General features: G+C 66.0%; 12 protein-coding genes. 2 read left to right on the forward strand and 10 right to left on the reverse strand.

Annotation, left to right across the window (positions count from 1 at the left end; genetic code table 11):
• Positions 1-30: 30 nt before the first annotated feature.
• The 3 genes from ccsB to EYS42_RS09720 form a co-directional block, all read right to left on the reverse strand.
• Entirely contained in the window at positions 31-1,389 is a 1,359-nt protein-coding gene (gene ccsB / locus EYS42_RS09710; RefSeq protein WP_130967947.1) for a c-type cytochrome biogenesis protein CcsB, read from the reverse strand.
• Positions 1,386-3,524 (reverse strand): cytochrome c biogenesis protein ResB, encoded by a 2,139-nt coding sequence (locus tag EYS42_RS09715; protein ID WP_342635518.1) that lies wholly within the window; start codon positions 3,522-3,524, stop codon positions 1,386-1,388. The genes ccsB and EYS42_RS09715 overlap by 4 nt, the downstream gene beginning before the upstream one ends.
• 184 nt (positions 3,525-3,708) lie before the next feature.
• Positions 3,709-4,338: a c-type cytochrome gene (locus EYS42_RS09720; RefSeq protein ID WP_130967948.1), complete on the reverse strand. Its 630-nt coding sequence runs from the start codon at positions 4,336-4,338 to the stop codon at positions 3,709-3,711.
• A gap of 65 nt (positions 4,339-4,403) precedes the next feature.
• Between EYS42_RS09720 and yihA the strand changes: the two genes are divergently transcribed.
• Positions 4,404-5,246, forward strand: coding sequence for a ribosome biogenesis GTP-binding protein YihA/YsxC (gene yihA, locus EYS42_RS09725; protein WP_130967949.1), 843 nt, complete (start codon positions 4,404-4,406; stop codon positions 5,244-5,246).
• A 33-nt stretch (positions 5,247-5,279) separates the two neighbouring features.
• Here the strand turns inward: yihA and EYS42_RS09730 are convergent, their stop codons facing one another.
• From EYS42_RS09730 to fba, 6 genes are all read right to left on the reverse strand, one after another.
• A complete protein-coding gene (locus EYS42_RS09730; protein ID WP_130967950.1) occupies positions 5,280-6,191 on the reverse strand; it encodes a phosphoribosylaminoimidazolesuccinocarboxamide synthase in 912 nt (303 codons plus the stop codon).
• 62 nt (positions 6,192-6,253) lie between these two features.
• Entirely contained in the window at positions 6,254-6,922 is a 669-nt protein-coding gene (locus EYS42_RS09735; protein ID WP_130967951.1) for a glutathione S-transferase family protein, read from the reverse strand.
• 64 nt (positions 6,923-6,986) lie between these two features.
• Complete coding sequence (locus tag EYS42_RS09740) at positions 6,987-8,933, reverse strand: hybrid sensor histidine kinase/response regulator (RefSeq protein ID WP_130967952.1); 1,947 nt, start codon at positions 8,931-8,933, stop codon at positions 6,987-6,989.
• Positions 8,933-9,748: an alpha/beta fold hydrolase gene (locus EYS42_RS09745; protein WP_130967953.1), complete on the reverse strand. Its 816-nt coding sequence runs from the start codon at positions 9,746-9,748 to the stop codon at positions 8,933-8,935. Before EYS42_RS09745 ends, EYS42_RS09740 begins: the two co-directional genes overlap by 1 nt.
• Before the next feature lie 127 nt (positions 9,749-9,875).
• Entirely contained in the window at positions 9,876-10,814 is a 939-nt protein-coding gene (locus EYS42_RS09750; protein WP_130967954.1) for an esterase/lipase family protein, read from the reverse strand.
• A 231-nt stretch (positions 10,815-11,045) separates the two neighbouring features.
• Complete coding sequence (fba, locus tag EYS42_RS09755) at positions 11,046-12,110, reverse strand: class II fructose-bisphosphate aldolase (protein WP_130967955.1); 1,065 nt, start codon at positions 12,108-12,110, stop codon at positions 11,046-11,048.
• Positions 12,111-12,349: 239 nt separating this feature from the next.
• On the opposite strand from fba, the gene EYS42_RS09760 reads away from it, so the two are divergent.
• On the forward strand, positions 12,350-14,206 hold the full coding sequence (locus tag EYS42_RS09760; RefSeq protein ID WP_165456706.1) for an ATP-binding protein: 1,857 nt from the start codon (positions 12,350-12,352) through the stop codon (positions 14,204-14,206).
• On the opposite strand, the gene EYS42_RS09765 is transcribed toward EYS42_RS09760, so the two are convergent.
• Positions 14,185-14,943, reverse strand: a complete 759-nt coding sequence (locus tag EYS42_RS09765) for an N-acyl amino acid synthase FeeM domain-containing protein (protein ID WP_130967957.1) — start codon at positions 14,941-14,943, stop codon at positions 14,185-14,187. The two genes, EYS42_RS09760 and EYS42_RS09765, sit on opposite strands and share 22 nt — an antisense overlap.
• Between the last annotated feature and the right edge of the window lie 82 nt (positions 14,944-15,025).

Raw genomic sequence — 15,025 nt, forward strand, 5'->3', positions numbered from 1 at the left:
ACGACGGGCGGGCCCTGAACCCGGCCAGGTTCAGAGTTGGCCGTACGAGTGCAGGCCCGACAGGAACATGTTCACGCCCAGGAAGGCGAAGGTGGTGACCACCAGGCCCACCAGCGACCACCAGGCCGCGAAGGTGCCGCGCAGGCCCTTCATGAGCCGCATGTGCAGCCAGGCCGCGTAGTTCAGCCACACGATCAGGGCCCAGGTTTCCTTGGGGTCCCAGCTCCAGTAGCCGCCCCAGGCTTCGGCCGCCCAGAAGGCACCCAGGATGGTGGCGATGGTGAAGAAGGCAAAGCCCACGGCAATGGCCTTGTACATCACGTCGTCACACACTTCGGGCTTGGGCGTGAAGGCATTGATGGGGCCGCGCGCCAGGATGACCAGCACGAAAAAGCCCAGCACGCCGGCCAGCATGCGGCCGGTCTTGGCCACGGCCGAGGCGGTGTCGGGCGCGAGGTCACCGGCCAGGCTGAAACCCAGCAGGGGCAGGCCCATGGTCACCACCGGCACGCCCACCAGGCCCACCCACAGGGCTTTGGGCGTGGCGGTCTTGAGCAGGTAGGCCAGCGCCACCATGGCGGCCAGCGCGAAGGTGCCATAGCCCACGAAGTTGGCCGGCACGTGGATCTTCATCCACCAGCTCTTGAGCGCCGGCACCAGCGGCTGGATGCTGCTGGCGTCACGGGTGATGGCATACCACAGCATGAAGGCCACCGAGGCCATCACGATCAGCATGACGAAGGCGCCCAGGCCTTGCAAGGACTGGCCGGCACGGCGGAAGCGGTCTTCGTAATACAGCCAGTAGGCGGTGGTCAGCCAGGCGAACAGCACGAACACTTCGTACAGATTGCTCACCGGGATGTGGCCGATGTCCGGGGCAATCTGGTGGCTTTCGAACCAGCGCACCACCGTGCCGATGCAGGCCATGTACACGCCCGCCCAGGCCATCTTGGAGCCGATCATCAGCGGGGTCTGGCGGCGCAGCAGCAGCCCGGCCCAGTAGCTCACCGTGCTCATGGCAAACAGCACGCTCATCCACATGATGGCGCTCTTGCTGGACAGCACGTACTTCATCCAGAACAGCTGCTCGCCAGCGGCCAGGTCCACGCCGTAGTCGTCGGTGGCCCGGTTGTACAAGGCAATGGCCAGCGCAGCCCCCAGGCCCGTGCCGGCAAACAGCCAGCGCAAGGGGCTCCAGAACCAGCCCAGGGCAATGGCCGAAGGCGCAGCGCACAGGGTGATGCCCTTTTCGTAGACGTCCATCGCAGCGCCATAACGCTGGAAGGTCCAGGCCGTCACGGCCAGGATCGCCAGGGCAAAGGCCCAGTCCAGCGGGGTGCGCTGGCGGGACATGGAAGCGGCCGGTGGGGCCTGCAGGACGGTGCTCATGCGGGTCCTTTCTCTGTGGCAGGCAACAGGGCCTGGCGCAGTCGGTCAAATTCGTTGTCGGTGTCCAGCGTCTGGCGCGTGGACGACAGGGCCATCTTCAGCTGGGTGTGGCCACCCTCGGGCGCGGCCTGCAGCCACACCCACACGCGGCGCTCGCGCACGTACAGCATCGCGAACACCCCGATGATCAGCAGCACACAGCCCAGGTACACCAGGTTGCGACCCGGGGTGCGGGTGGCCTGGAACACGCTGGCCTGCTTTTGCTCGAAAGTGTCCAGCGTGAACACCACCGGCACCGGGTAGGCCATGGCGTCGGACATGGCCAGCACCGATTGCTGCATGAAGTTCTGGTCACGGGTCTCGGCCAGGTTCAGCGGCGGCAGGTCGGCCCTTTCACGGGCGATCTCGGTCAGCGCCAGGATGGCGCCATTGAGCATCTGGATCATGGTGCCCGAGGCACGCTCCTGCTCGGCAGGCGGCACCACGCGCTCGATGAACTGCCCCAGCCCCACCAGCCCGCCTTCGTTGCGCTGCTTGGGGTCGTACTGAAGGCCGGCAAAGATGTCGAGCACGCGCAAGGCCGAGGTGGCCAGCTGCTGCTGCAGCTCGGGCTTGTCGGTCGGGGCCGAGCCCCGTGCAAAGCGCTGCGAGGCCTCGGCGCGCAGGGCCGGGTCGAACAGGGCATTGCGCATCAGCAGCCAGCCCTGCATGGTCATGTTCTCGTCGGCCGGCACGCGCAAGAAGCGGAAGCCCTCCTGCAGCGAATTGCGCACGCCCAGCAGGAACACCGGCTGGTCGTTCAGGCGCACCGGCACCATGTAGTTCTGGAACTCGTGGGCCTGGCCGGCGCTGTCGCGCAGCTTGTACGTGATGCTGGGACCGATGTTGGTGAGCTTCTTGCCGCCCTTTTGCGCACCCGAGCCCAGCTGCTGGCTGAGCCCTTCGAGGTTCACGCCGCGCGGGTCGGTGCCACCGGCCTTGGCGCCCTGCGGGTCGGCGCGGCTGAGGTCTTCCACGTTGATCACGCGCAGCTCGCCGATCTCCAGCGTCATGGTCAGCCCGCCCATGGCCTGCGCCGGCAGCGGGATGCCACGCCCACCCACCGTGCCGGTGACCAGGGCCTCGCCTTCGATGCCACCGCCCACCAGGGCCACCGGCTTGAGCTTGACCTCCGAGCCCCCGTCCTGGAAGCTCGACTGGAACAGGGTCACGCCCTTGTAGGTGAAGGGCTTGTTGACCTCGACCACGGCCTCGTGGCGAGACTTGTCTTGCAGGTCATGCACCACGATCTCGCTGGCAAAGCGCTTGGGCATGCCGGTCTCGTAGTACTCGACGATGAACTTCTTGAGCTGCACATCAAACGGCAGCGGCTGCACCAGCATGCCCTTTTCCACGTTCACCACGGCCTGGCCATTGGTCTGGCCTTCGGGCACGTAGAGCTGAGCGCGGTAGGCCGGGTTGCTCAGGCTGAGCACGGCCTTGTCGCTGGGGTTTTCGCCCGTGCGGAAGGGTTGCAACTGGCTCCACCAGGCCTGCACGTTCACGACCAGATCGCCGTCGAGCAGACCGCCCACGCACACCAGCACGATGGACAGGTGGGCCGCGATGTAGCCCAGCTTGTTGGCAGACCCGCGTCGGGCGGCCACCATCACACCCGCAGGTTCTTTCTCGGAAGCTTGCGAGCGGGTCTGCGACTTGACCTGCCAGCCCAGGCTCTGCAGCCACTGCTGCACATGGCCCTGCGCCTGTTCGAGCCCCACAGGCAACTCGCCCTGGGCCTTGTGGTGGAAGGCGTCCAGCGAACGCACCCGCACATGCTCCTTGAAGGTGCGCAGGTCGACCAGGATCTTGGGGGTGTTCCGCGCGATGCACAGCGAGGTCGACACCACCAGAAACGCCAGGATCACCAGGAACCAGCCGGAGCTGTACACCCTGAACAAGCCCAACGCGCCGAACACCTCGGTCCAGAAAGGGCCGAAGGTGTCGACATACCCCACCAGGGGCTCACCCTGCTTGAGGATGGTGCCGATGGTCGAGGCGATGCAGATGACCGTCAGCAGCGTGATCGCAAAGCGCATCGACGCCAGCAGGTCCAGCAGGTCGCGCCAGACAGCACGCGCCGGGGGGCGGGACAAGGGTTCGATAACGGCAGACATTTGACGAAGTTCAATGAAAAGAACGCTGGCTCAAACTATAGGCGAGCGCACCCCGAACGGCATTGCGACAAGAAAAAGGCGGAGCCACTTTGGGTGGATCCGCCTGTTCAAGGGGGCCGAAACCGGTGTCTCGACCCTAGGGTTCAGGAGCAATGTCCGGATTTCAGTGCAGGCCGGCGATGTAGTCCGACAGTGCGGCGATTTCCTTGTCGCTCAGGTTGGCGGCGATGGTGCTCATCTGGGCGCTGTTGGTGCGCTCGCCCTGGCGGAAAGCCGTCAGCTGGGCTTTGGTGTAGTCGGCGTGCTGGCCGCCCAGGCGCGGGTATTGGGCCGGGATGCCGGCACCGTTGGGGCTGTGGCAGCCTGCGCAAGCCGGCACCGACTTGGCGGCGATGCCACCACGGTAGATCTTCTCACCCAGGGCCACGGTGTCCTTGTTCTGGGCGAAGCCTTCCTTGGCCTTCTTGGAAGCGTAGAACGCTGCCACGTTGCGCATGTCGTCGTCGCTCAGGGCCGAGGCAAAGCCCAGCATCACGGCGTTCTTGCGCTTGCCCGACTTGAATTCGTGCAGCTGCTTGACCAGGTACTCAGGGTGCTGGCCTTGCAGGATGGGGAAGGACGGCGCACCGCGCGAACCATCGATGGCATGGCAGGCCACGCAGACCTGGGAGGCCTTGGCCTCACCGGCGGCCAGATCAGGCTTGGCGGCCTTGGTGGCGCCAGCGGCGAACGCAGCGCCCGACAGGGTGGCGGCCACAGAGGCCACAGCGAACAGGTTGAGTAGACGGTTCATGGTGATCAGTGGGGTGATCAAAGGCGGCGCCATCGCCACCAAACCACGGGATTCTACAATGTCCCATGGCCCAAGATCCGCGACCCAAATCCAAGCCGGCACCCCGTCCGGTCCACAAAACCCCTCAGGCGCCTCGACAACGCGCCGCCACGCCGGCCGAACAGGCCTTGTCATGGGCCCATTCGGCACGTTTTTTCATCACGGCCGCCCGCATTGACCAGCTGCCGTTCAACGAGCTGCCCGAGATCGCCTTCGTGGGCCGCTCGAACGCCGGCAAGTCCACCGCCATCAACACCCTGGGGCAGCAGCGCCAGCTGGCTTATGCCTCCAAGATGCCGGGGCGCACGCAGCACATCAACCTGTTCCACCTGGGCCCGCGTGAGGCGCCCAACCAGGTCTGGGCCGACCTGCCGGGCTACGGCTATGCCGCGGTCGAACGCTCGGCCAAGCTGCGCTGGCAGGACGTGATGGCCCGCTACCTGGAAGTGCGCCGCAGCCTGTCGGCGGTGGTGCAGATGGTCGATTCGCGCCACGGCTTCACCGAACTCGACCTGCAGCTGCTGCAGTTCGTGGCCCCGCGCGTGCAGACCGGCGAAGTCAAGCTGCTGGTGCTGCTGACCAAGGCCGACAAGCTCAACCGCAAGGAAGGGGCCGAGGCGCTGCGCCAGGCCCAGGCGGCGCTGGGCGAGATGGCCTCGGAAGACGCGGACATCGGCGTCACGCTGTTCTCGGGCCTGAACAAGACCGGCGTGGGCGATGTGGCGCAGATCCTCCAGGGCTGGGCTGCCAGCCCCGAAGACGCCCTGCGCATCGCGCAGGAGCGCCAGGCCCTGAAAGAAGCCCAGGAAGGCCAGGAACCCCTGGCCGATGACGAAGGCACGCTGGGTGCCGACTTCGACGAGGGCTGAGGCCCTCTCGCTCAGGTTCCGATCAGGCCCTGATCAGGCGCCCGTCAGGCGGGTCAGCGCTTCGCGGTACTTGGCCGCGGTGTGCTCGATCACGTCGGCGGGCAGCGCGGGCGACGGCGCCGTCTTGTCCCACAGCTGGCCATTCACGGTGGCCTGCTCCAGCCAGTCGCGCAGGAACTGCTTGTCGTAGCTGGGCGGGTTCTGGCCGGCCGCAAAGGCGGCTTCGTAGCCTTCCACGGGCCAGAAGCGCGAGGAATCGGGGGTGAGCACCTCGTCCATCACGGTCAGGGTGCCTTGCTCGTCGAGGCCGAACTCGAACTTGGTGTCGGCAATGATGATGCCCTTGGTCAGGGCGTAGTCGGCCGCCTTTTTGTACAGGGCAATGGCCAGCTCGCGCACCTTCTCGGCCATCTCGGCCCCGATGATCTCGCTCATCTTGTCGAACGAGATGTTTTCGTCGTGGTCCCCCACGTCGGCCTTGGTGGCCGGGGTGAAGATGGGCTCGGGCAGCTTGCTGGCGTTCTTCAGGCCGGCCGGCAGCTTCACGCCGCACACCATGCCGTTGTCCTGGTACTCCTTCCAGCCCGAACCGGCCAGGTAGCCGCGCACCACGGCTTCCACCGGCAGCGGCTTGAGCTTCTTGACCAGCATGGCGCGGCCCTCGACCTGGGCGCGCTCGTCGGCACTGACCACGCTGGCCGGGTCGTCGCCGGTCAGGTGGTTGGGGGCCACGTCTTTCAGCAGCTCGAACCAGAACAGGGCCATCTGCGTGAGCAGCGCACCCTTGCCGGGGATCGGCTCGCCCATGATGACGTCGTAGGCGCTGATGCGGTCCGAGGCCACCATGAGGATGCGGTCGTTGCCCACAGCGTAGTTGTCGCGCACCTTGCCACGAGCAAGCAGGGGCAGAGACTTCAGGGCGGAGGTGTGCAGGGCGTGGGTCATGTCGGCAGGCAGCAAGGTCGCAAAACCCGTATTGTGCCGCCACCGTCACCCTCCCGTGCGCCTCAGGCGCCTGCGTGCCTGGCCTTGTTGGCGGCCATGGCGCGGGCCTGGTCGGCACGGCGATCGGCCTCGACCCTCTGGGCGGCCGGGCGCTCGCCGATGAACTTCATGTAGGCCTTCCAGTCGATGCCGGCGGCGGCCACCAGGTCTTCACCGTAGATGACCTTGCTGGCCAGAGCGGCCAGCGGCAGGCTCACGTGCACGGCACAGTCGGCCTGGGTGAAGCGGTCACCGGCGGCATAAGGGCTCAGCACCAGCAGCTGCTTGAGCGCGGCCAGCTTGGCCTGCAGGTCGGGCTTGACCCGGTCGATGAAGCTTTGCGGCAGCGTGCCGCCAAAAAAGGCCTGGGGATAGAGCTGGCGGGCGCACAGCTCGACATGCAGGTCCATGTAGGTGATGATCTCGCGCACCTTGGCCGCCTGCCAGGGGTCGGCCGGCATCAGCGGCGGGGTGGGCCATTGCGCCTCGATGTAGTCGAGGATGACCTGGCTTTCGCTCAGGAAGCCGTGCTCGGTCTCGATGTAGGGCACCTTGCCCAGGGGCGAGCGGTCTTCCTTGCCCTCTTTGCCGAAGTGCACCAGCACTTCTTCGAACGGCACGCCCTTTTCCAGCAGGGCCAGCTTGACCTTGTTGTAGTAGTTCGAGAGCGGGAATCCGTAAAGCTTGAGCATGGGGGCGTCTCCAGTGAAAGGTGGGCATCGGGCGCAGCCCGTGGGCCAGGGTGCGTTCGCGCGTTCATCCTGCCACGTCGCTGCCTGTCGTGCGCACCCGCGCCAGCCAGGCGTCGAGGTCGGGCAGCACTTCGTTCAGGTCCAGCGGCTTGGTCCAGTAACCCTGGAAGCCCTGGGCTGAGGCACGGTCCATGGTGTCCTGCAGGGCATCGGCTGACACGCCGATGGCCGGCACTTGCGCGAGGCCCGGCAAGGCACGGATCTGCTGCAGCAGGGCCATGCCGTCGGTGTCGGGCAGGTGCATGTCGAGCAACAACAAGCCCGGCATGTGCTGCGCCAACCACTGCAAGGCCTCCTGGCCCGTGCCCACGCGCACCAGGGTGCAGTCGGGGCGAAGCTCCAGCACCGACTCCATGACCAGGGCATTGACGTCGTTGTCTTCCACGTACAGCACCAGGGCCTGAGCCTGTGCCGCATCAGGCACAGCCGCCTGCCGCAGACCCAGCCCAGCGGACATGGCCACCTCGGAGGGCGACGCTGGCGTGGTCAGTGGCAAGGTCAGACGGAAACAGGCCCCGCCACCCGGTCGGTTGGTGACCTGCAGCCGCCCGGACATCATTTCGACCAGGCCGCGCGTGATGGCCAGCCCCAACCCCGCCCCCTCAATGCCCGTGCGCTCGGCACCCAATCGGTTGAAGGGCTCGAACAGCAGGCCCAACTGTTCGGCGGTGAAACCAGGCCCACGATCGAGCACCTCCAGGCTCAGCGCCCCGCCGTCAGCCCGCCAGCGCACCTCGGCTTGCCCGGCGCTCGCTCCGTACTTGATGGCGTTGCTGAGCAGGTTGGTCAGGCATTGCAGCAGGCGGTGCCGGTCGGCCAGGCACCACAGGGGCTCGGGCGACTCGCCCTGCACCACCACCCGGACCCCTCGGGTCTGGGCCTGGGGCACCAGCCACTGCACAGACTCATCGACCAGTTCGGCCACAGCCACCGGGGCCAGACTCAGGCGCAGACCGCCGGCCTGCATGCGGGTGATGTCGAGCACCTCGTCCACCAGTTGCAGCAAGGTGCGCCCCGCCTGCTCGATGCGGTGCACACGGTCCCGGTGCACGGGCGCCTGCACGCCCACCCCCGGGGCCAGCAACAGCTGCGCAAAGCCCAGGATGCCATTGAGCGGGGTGCGCAACTCGTGGCTCACACGGGCCAGGAATTCGTGGCGAGCGCGGTGCAGCCGTTCGGTGGCTTCGCGTTCGGCCACCTGGGCCTGCAAGCGCTTGCGCTCGGTCACGTCGGCCGTGTAGCCATGCCACAGCACGCCGCCATCGGGCTGCGCGTGGGGTGACGCGTGGGTTTCGCGCCAGCCCTCGCCTTCGGGCAGCAGCACCCGGTACTCGGCCCGCCAAGGGCTGAGCTGGCGGGCCGATTCGGCCAGGTCCTCGGCCACCTGGGCACGATCGTCAGGATGCAGGCTGCGCCACCAGGGGGCCGCATCGTCCACCACGCTCATGGGAGGCAGGCCGTGCATCTGCCGCAACTGGTCACTGGCATAGGGAAAGCTCCAGTGCCCAGCGGCGCTGCGCCGCATTTCGAACAGCAGGCCGGGCACCTGCTCGGCCGCCCGCTTGGCACTGAGCAGCTGCTCTTCCAGGCGCCGGCGCTCGCGCCAAGGGAAAAACACAAACTGGATGCGGCCGTCTGTGCCCGGCTGGCCCGGCAGGTAACGGGCCTTGATCAGCACGTCGAGGCGCTGTCCAGCCTCCGTGAGCACCGACATGGAGAGCTCGGCCAGCTCGCCATGCAGCTTGAGCAGGGGCAACAGATAGGAGTGGTAAAGCAGCCGGGCGGCCGGGGTCAACACCTGGTCGATGCTCCGGGCCTGCAGGCCCGCCAGCCCGTACCCCAGCATGTCGCACAGGGCCTGGTTCGCACGCAGGATCTGCCCACGGTCCGTGACCAGCATCAAGCCCACCGGCACATCGTCAATGTGCCAACCCTCGTTGGCGCTGTGCATCAACGGCTGTCAGTCTGCAGGTAATGCCGCAGCACCTCGATGGTTTCCTGCGGGTGGCTCATGTGCGGACAGTGCCCTGTGGCCTGCAGTTGCACCAGGGTGCTGCGCGGCAGGTGTTGATGCACATAGTGCCCTACAGACTCCGGGGCGATGGCGTCGTCGCTGCACTGCATCACCAGCACGGGCACCGGCACGTGGGGCAGGTCGGCCCGGTTGTCGCCGAAGAAGACCAGGCGAGCGAAACGCTGGCCGATGGCGGGGTCACCTGCACAAAAGCTGTTGGCCAGTTCCTGGCTGAGCTCCTGCCGGTCGGTGTTCTGCATCACGACGGGCGCCAGGTAATTCGCCCAGCCGATCATGTTGCTCTCCATCATGCCCAGCAGGCCCTCGATGTCGGCCGCCTCGAACCCTCCATGGTAGTGCGGCGGATCATTGATGTAGCGGGCCGACGGGCCGACCATCACGAGGTGAGCGAACAGTTCGGGTCGCGCAATGGCTGCGAGTGCACCGATCATGCTGCTGACCGAATGGCCCACAAACACCACCTGTTGCAGCCCCAAGGCATCACACACGTCGATCAGGTCCTGTGCATAGCCGTTGAGGGAGGCATACCGCTGGGGATTCCAAGCCGAGGCGTCCGAGCGCCCACACCCGACATAGTCAAACAGCACGACGCGGTGATCACGGGCCAGGTCGGGTGCGACGAAACGCCACATCTGCTGGTCACAGCCGAACCCATGCGCGAACACCAGGGTTTGCGCCCCCTCGCCCATCACGGTCACGTGGTTGCGCTCAAGGACAGTGGTGGTCGACATGCAAGCTCCCGGGCATGGCCCGTTCAGCAACATGCTCCGGGCTCGGTATGTGCCGGATATTGTCGGTGCCGCACCAGCCCACCGTCCAATGGCCCCAATACCTGGCGGGGTATTGGGGCCTGTCCGTTCAAAGACCCAGCAGCTTGAGCCGGTTGGCATGCGTGCGGTAGGTGGCCACGGGCGCAGCGCCCCACCCCACCAGCCCGGCCAGCTGGTTGACGGTGTGAAAATGGTTCATGGGGTAGTTGTTGCGCAGCACACGGCCCAGGTGGGCCGAGCACTGCCCGACCAGCCCGTCATTGGGCTTGCCCTTGAAGGCCAGCCCCGTGAGGGTCATGGCGTAGTCGAACGGGTTCAGCGGGTTGTAGAACTGGCCAATGCCTGTCCACGAGTAGTACCGAATGCCCTGAACCACCGGGGCACCTTCGCCGCAATCGGAAGCCGGCACCGCCGCCGGGAAGCGCCGGTTGAAATCGGCCGCGCCCGCGCTGTTGAGCGAGGCCAGCCCGCCCAGCGAGTTCTGGGGCAGTTCGGGATGCCCCGACAAGATGGCCTCGAGCTTGCCCACGCCATTGACCACCGACGACAGCACCGTGGTGAACTGCGGGCCTGCGGTGTCCGAGGTCTGCTGGATGAGGTCGGCCACGTCCGAGCCCTTGTTCGGACCCGACACTGCCGTGACCGAGGCCACCCAGTCGGGTCGCACGGCCGCCACGTAACGCGACGACTGGCTGCCATGGCTGTGTCCGATCAGGTGCACCTTCTTGGCGCCGGTCAGGGCGCGGATCTGCTCGACCTGTCGCAGCAATTGTTCGCCACGCACTTCCGAGCTGTTGAAGGCCGACACGGCCGTCACGTGCACATCGGCACCATGCTTGCGCAGGTCGTCCGGGATGCCATGCCAGTACTGCACCGGGCCCATCTGGTCGAATCCGGCCATGCCGTGGGCAAGCACGATGGGGTAACGGGTGCGGGCATAGCCGCCGGTGTCGGTGGCCTGGGCCTGGGGCGCCAGCACGGCCAGGGCCAGCAGGGGGGCGGTCAGCATCAGCGGCGAACGGGTCATCGGGGTCTCCTCATCAGGTGTGGGAACGCCCGAAAATTCTCGATCGCAGACAATGCAATCGAATTAACGTTTCGCGACAGACAAGGGGCCAAACACGCCACGCCGTGGCGAAGGCGATGCAAACGTCACGAAAGGGCCCTGGGGTGGCTCAGGGTTCTCACGAGGGCCACACTCAGGCACAACAAAAAGCCGCCCCGTGGGGCGGCTGGATGCTCATGCAGGCACCGAGGCTCAGGCCACGACCTGGGCCAGCTTGCCGCTGGCATAGGCGGCGGCGATGTCCACCAGGCTCACGGGCTTGATCTTGCCGGCCTGGCCTTCGCAACCGAACTCCAGGTAACGCTGCTTGCACACCTGCTTGGCGGCTTCGCGGGCGGGCTTGAGCCACTCGCGGGCGTCGAACTTGTCCGGGTTCTCGAACATGAACTTGCGCACGGCACCGGTCATGGCCAGGCGGATGTCGGTGTCGATGTTGATCTTGCGCACGCCGAACTTGATGGCTTCCTGGATTTCCTCGACGGGCACGCCGTAGGTTTCCTTCATCTTGCCGCCGTACTGGTTGATGATGGCCAGCAGCTCTTGCGGCACCGACGACGAACCGTGCATCACCAGGTGGGTGTTGGGGATCCGGGCGTGGATTTCCTTGACGCGGCTGATGGCCAGGATGTCACCGGTGGGCTTGCGCGAGAACTTGTAGGCGCCATGGCTGGTGCCAATCGCAATGGCCAGGGCGTCCAGCTGGGTTTCACGCACGAACACGGCGGCCTCTTCGGGGTCGGTCAGCATCTGGCTGTGGTCCAGCTTGCCTTCGGCGCCGATGCCGTCTTCTTCGCCGGCTTCACCGGTTTCCAGGTTGCCCAGGCAGCCCAGTTCGCCTTCGACGGTCACGCCCACCTTGTGGGCCATCTCGACCACCTTGCGGGTCACGTCGACGTTGTACTCGAACGAAGCCGGGGTCTTGCCGTCTTCCATCAGCGAGCCGTCCATCATCACCGAGCCGAAGCCCAGGTCGATGGCGCCCTGGCACACCTTGGGGCTGGTGCCGTGGTCCTGGTGCATCACCAGGGGGATGTGGGGGTAGGCTTCGACAGCGGCCTGGATCAGGTGCTTGATGAAGCTCTCGCCAGCGTACTTGCGGGCACCGGCGCTGGCCTGCAGGATCACGGGAGCACCGACTTCGTCGGCAGCGGCCATCACGGCCTGCACCTGCTCCAGGTTGTTGACGTTGAAAGCCGGAATGCCGTAGCCGTTTTCGGCGGCATGGTCCAGCAGCTGGCGCATGGAAACGAGTGCCATGTGGATCCCCAGAAAAGTTGATGAAAGACGGGTAGGTTCGTGGTCGGGCGGATTCTAACGAGCCCAGATGAGGCCGGCCCACCACAACCGAATGGGCACGCAGCAGCCGATCTGGCGCAAACCGCCAGCTTCACGCCTCTTTTTGTGGAGAATGTCACACAGAAATCCGCAGAATGCGGCTGCGGGCACCCCCCTTGTGTGCAGGGTGCCTGTTGCCTGTGGTGGGCTGCCTGTTGTCCATGACCCCTCCTCACACTCAAAGCCGCTTGCCACCCATCGACCGTTCGCTTCGTCAGGCGATCCGGGCTGAACAGGTGCGGATGCTGCTCGGGCACGCCAGTGTGGTCACTGTGCTGGCCACGGGCTTTGCTTGCCTTCTGGCCTATTACGCAGCCAGCCATGTGCCGCCTGAGCAGGTGCACCTGTGGCTGGCGCTGAAAGTGCTGGTCACGCTGCCGCGCATCGCACACGCCGAATGGTTCCGTCGCCACAAGGTGGCGCCAGATCGCCGCACGCTGAAGATGGTGACGGGCCTGCTGCTGCTCGACGGCCTGGCCTGGGGTCTCGCGGGCATCATGCTGATCCCGCTGCACGACCAGCAAAATGCCACGTTCATCAGCGCCTGCCTGATGGGCGTGGCCTCGGTGGCCACCTTCACGCTGCATGCCCACTGGGTGGCCAACCTGGCCTATTGCGTGCCCATGATCGTGCCGGCTGCGCTGCACCTGATGTCCCGCCAAGACGCCTTTGGCTATGTGGGGGGCAGTGCGCTGCTGCTGTTCCTGTCGGTGCTGATGCTGGTGTCTCGACGCGCCCACCGCAACATCGGCGAGATGCTGTGGCGCCGTTTCCTGATGGACCGCGTGGTGGCCGACAAGGAGGAGGCTCTGCGGCAGTCCGAGCGACAGCACGCGATCAAGAGCCAGTTCGTGGCCACCATGAGCCACGAACTGCGCACCCCACTGCACGGCATCCTGGGCGTGACACGCCTGCTGCTGGAAGACCACCCGGGCCCCCAGAGCAAGGACCGGCTGGGGCTGGTGCTGCGCTCCGGCGAGCACCTGTTGTCCATCATCAACCACATCCTCGATTTCTCGCGCATCGACGCCGGGCACCTGACCATCGAGAGCCAGCCCTTTGACCTTGACGCGCTGCTGGAAGACGTGGTCAACCTCACGGCCATCAATGCACAAGCCCGTCAGCTCACGCTCAAGGGGCACCTTCAGCTGCCCAAGCCCTGCTGGGTGCTGGGCGATGCGCCCCGTGTTCGTCAGGTCATCCTGAACCTGGTGGGCAATGCCATCAAGTTCACCGAAAAGGGCGGCATCGACCTGCGCGCCTTCCGTCACCCCGAGAGCGGGCTGATCGTGGTGCAGGTGCGCGACACGGGCGTGGGCATCGCGCCGGACGACCTGCGCGCCATCTTCGACCCTTACCGACAGGCCGGTAACGCCGTCGGCATGGCCGTGGGCGGCACCGGTCTGGGCCTGACCATTTCGCGCGAGATCAGCCGGGCCATGGGCGGTGACATCACGTGCACCAGCGCCGTGGGGCAAGGCTCGACCTTCGAGTTCAGCGCCTACCTGCCGCCCACGGAGTCGCCACAATCGAATCCGAATCTGCGCCGGACCCTCAACAAGCCCGGCCTGTTCAACGACGCCGGGCACAGCGAGATGCCCTCAGGCCCGCTGCAAGGCACCATCTTGCTGGCCGAAGACAACGACGTGAACGCCCTGATCGTGCAATCCCAGCTGGAACAACTGGGCCTGGAAGTGATCCATGCGCACAACGGACAGCAGGCCCTGAGCCGGCTGACCGATGCCACGCAAGCCAGACCCGACCTGGTGCTGATGGACTGCCAGATGCCCGTGATGGACGGCTTCGAGGCCACCCGACGCCTGCGCCAGCACGAGGCCCTCAACCGCCTGCCGCGCCTGCCCGTGGTGGCGCTGACCGCCAGCGCCATGGCCGAGGACAACGCCCGCTGCCTGAGCGCAGGCATGGACGCCCACTTGCCCAAGCCCTTCGAAGACGCCGACCTGGTGCGCCTGCTGTCGAGCTATCTGCAGCGTGCTCAGGGCGCCGCGACGACCTGATCCAGCTCTTTCGGGCTGCGGCGCGGGTTCGACCAGCCCGAACTGACCGCCGCAAACACCTGGATGTCGGGGTGGTAGGTCTGCTTCATGAACGGGTACAAGCGGTGGTGCTGCTCGTACCAGGTGTGATCCGCATGGAGCACATCGAAGGTCAGCACGCAGTGCTCGATGTAGCCGGCATACGGCAGTGCCACCCATTCGTCCTGACCGTTCACCGGCTTGAACCCCAGTGATCGGTAGATGCGGTCCAGCGGCCGGCGCGCGCCGACCACCATGTGCTGGACCTGCGTGGCATAGCAATACAGGTACAAGGCCTTGAACAGGGCCAGGCGCACATTCATCTGGTTGTAACCCGGGCGCACCGACAATCGACTCACCTCGACCAGCTGGTGCCCCTGCAGGTGCTGCGGCAAGGTCACGGCCTGCTCGATGGGCAAAGGCTGGTGGGCATTGAGGTGGATGCGGATGGTGCCGACCGCCTCACCGCTGAGCTTGTCTTCGGCCACGAACACCACGGTGCCGGGTGCGCGGTCGTACTGGTCGGGCTGCATGAGCCGCTCGCCCAGTTCGGGCACATGGTGCCCGTAAGACATGGCCCGCAATGTGCACACCTTGCCCAACTGGGCTTCGGTGCGCACCAGCCTGACCACGAAGGGCAAGGCGGCGGTCTGGACATCGTCATGGGCCAGAGTGGAATGCTCTGACGCAAACGCCCGATCTGGTGCCGAAGGCTGCATGTGTCATCTCCCTGAAACTGCGAGAAGGCGCAAAGGCTGCAAGGCCACGCTTTTCACATGGCAAAAATTCTTGCATGCCTTG

Origin of the sequence: Aquabacterium lacunae, assembly GCF_004310865.1 — a bacterium.
GTDB lineage: Bacteria > Pseudomonadota > Gammaproteobacteria > Burkholderiales > Burkholderiaceae_C > Aquabacterium > Aquabacterium lacunae.

Bases quoted from the DNA above. Each gene is read 5' to 3' on its own strand.
- EYS42_RS09730 (WP_130967950.1), bottom strand. From the start codon at position 6,191: ATGACCCACGCCCTGCACACCTCCGCCCTGAAGTCTCTGCCCCTGCTT.
- EYS42_RS09735 (WP_130967951.1), bottom strand. From the start codon at position 6,922: ATGCTCAAGCTTTACGGATTCCCGCTCTCGAACTACTACAACAAGGTC.
- EYS42_RS09740 (WP_130967952.1), bottom strand. From the start codon at position 8,933: ATGCACAGCGCCAACGAGGGTTGGCACATTGACGATGTGCCGGTGGGC.
- EYS42_RS09760 (WP_165456706.1), top strand. From the start codon at position 12,350: ATGACCCCTCCTCACACTCAAAGCCGCTTGCCACCCATCGACCGTTCG.
- fba (WP_130967955.1), bottom strand. From the start codon at position 12,110: ATGGCACTCGTTTCCATGCGCCAGCTGCTGGACCATGCCGCCGAAAAC.
- yihA (WP_130967949.1), top strand. From the start codon at position 4,404: ATGGCCCAAGATCCGCGACCCAAATCCAAGCCGGCACCCCGTCCGGTC.
- EYS42_RS09720 (WP_130967948.1), bottom strand. From the start codon at position 4,338: ATGAACCGTCTACTCAACCTGTTCGCTGTGGCCTCTGTGGCCGCCACC.
- EYS42_RS09765 (WP_130967957.1), bottom strand. From the start codon at position 14,943: ATGCAGCCTTCGGCACCAGATCGGGCGTTTGCGTCAGAGCATTCCACT.
- EYS42_RS09745 (WP_130967953.1), bottom strand. From the start codon at position 9,748: ATGTCGACCACCACTGTCCTTGAGCGCAACCACGTGACCGTGATGGGC.
- ccsB (WP_130967947.1), bottom strand. From the start codon at position 1,389: ATGAGCACCGTCCTGCAGGCCCCACCGGCCGCTTCCATGTCCCGCCAG.
- EYS42_RS09750 (WP_130967954.1), bottom strand. From the start codon at position 10,814: ATGACCCGTTCGCCGCTGATGCTGACCGCCCCCCTGCTGGCCCTGGCC.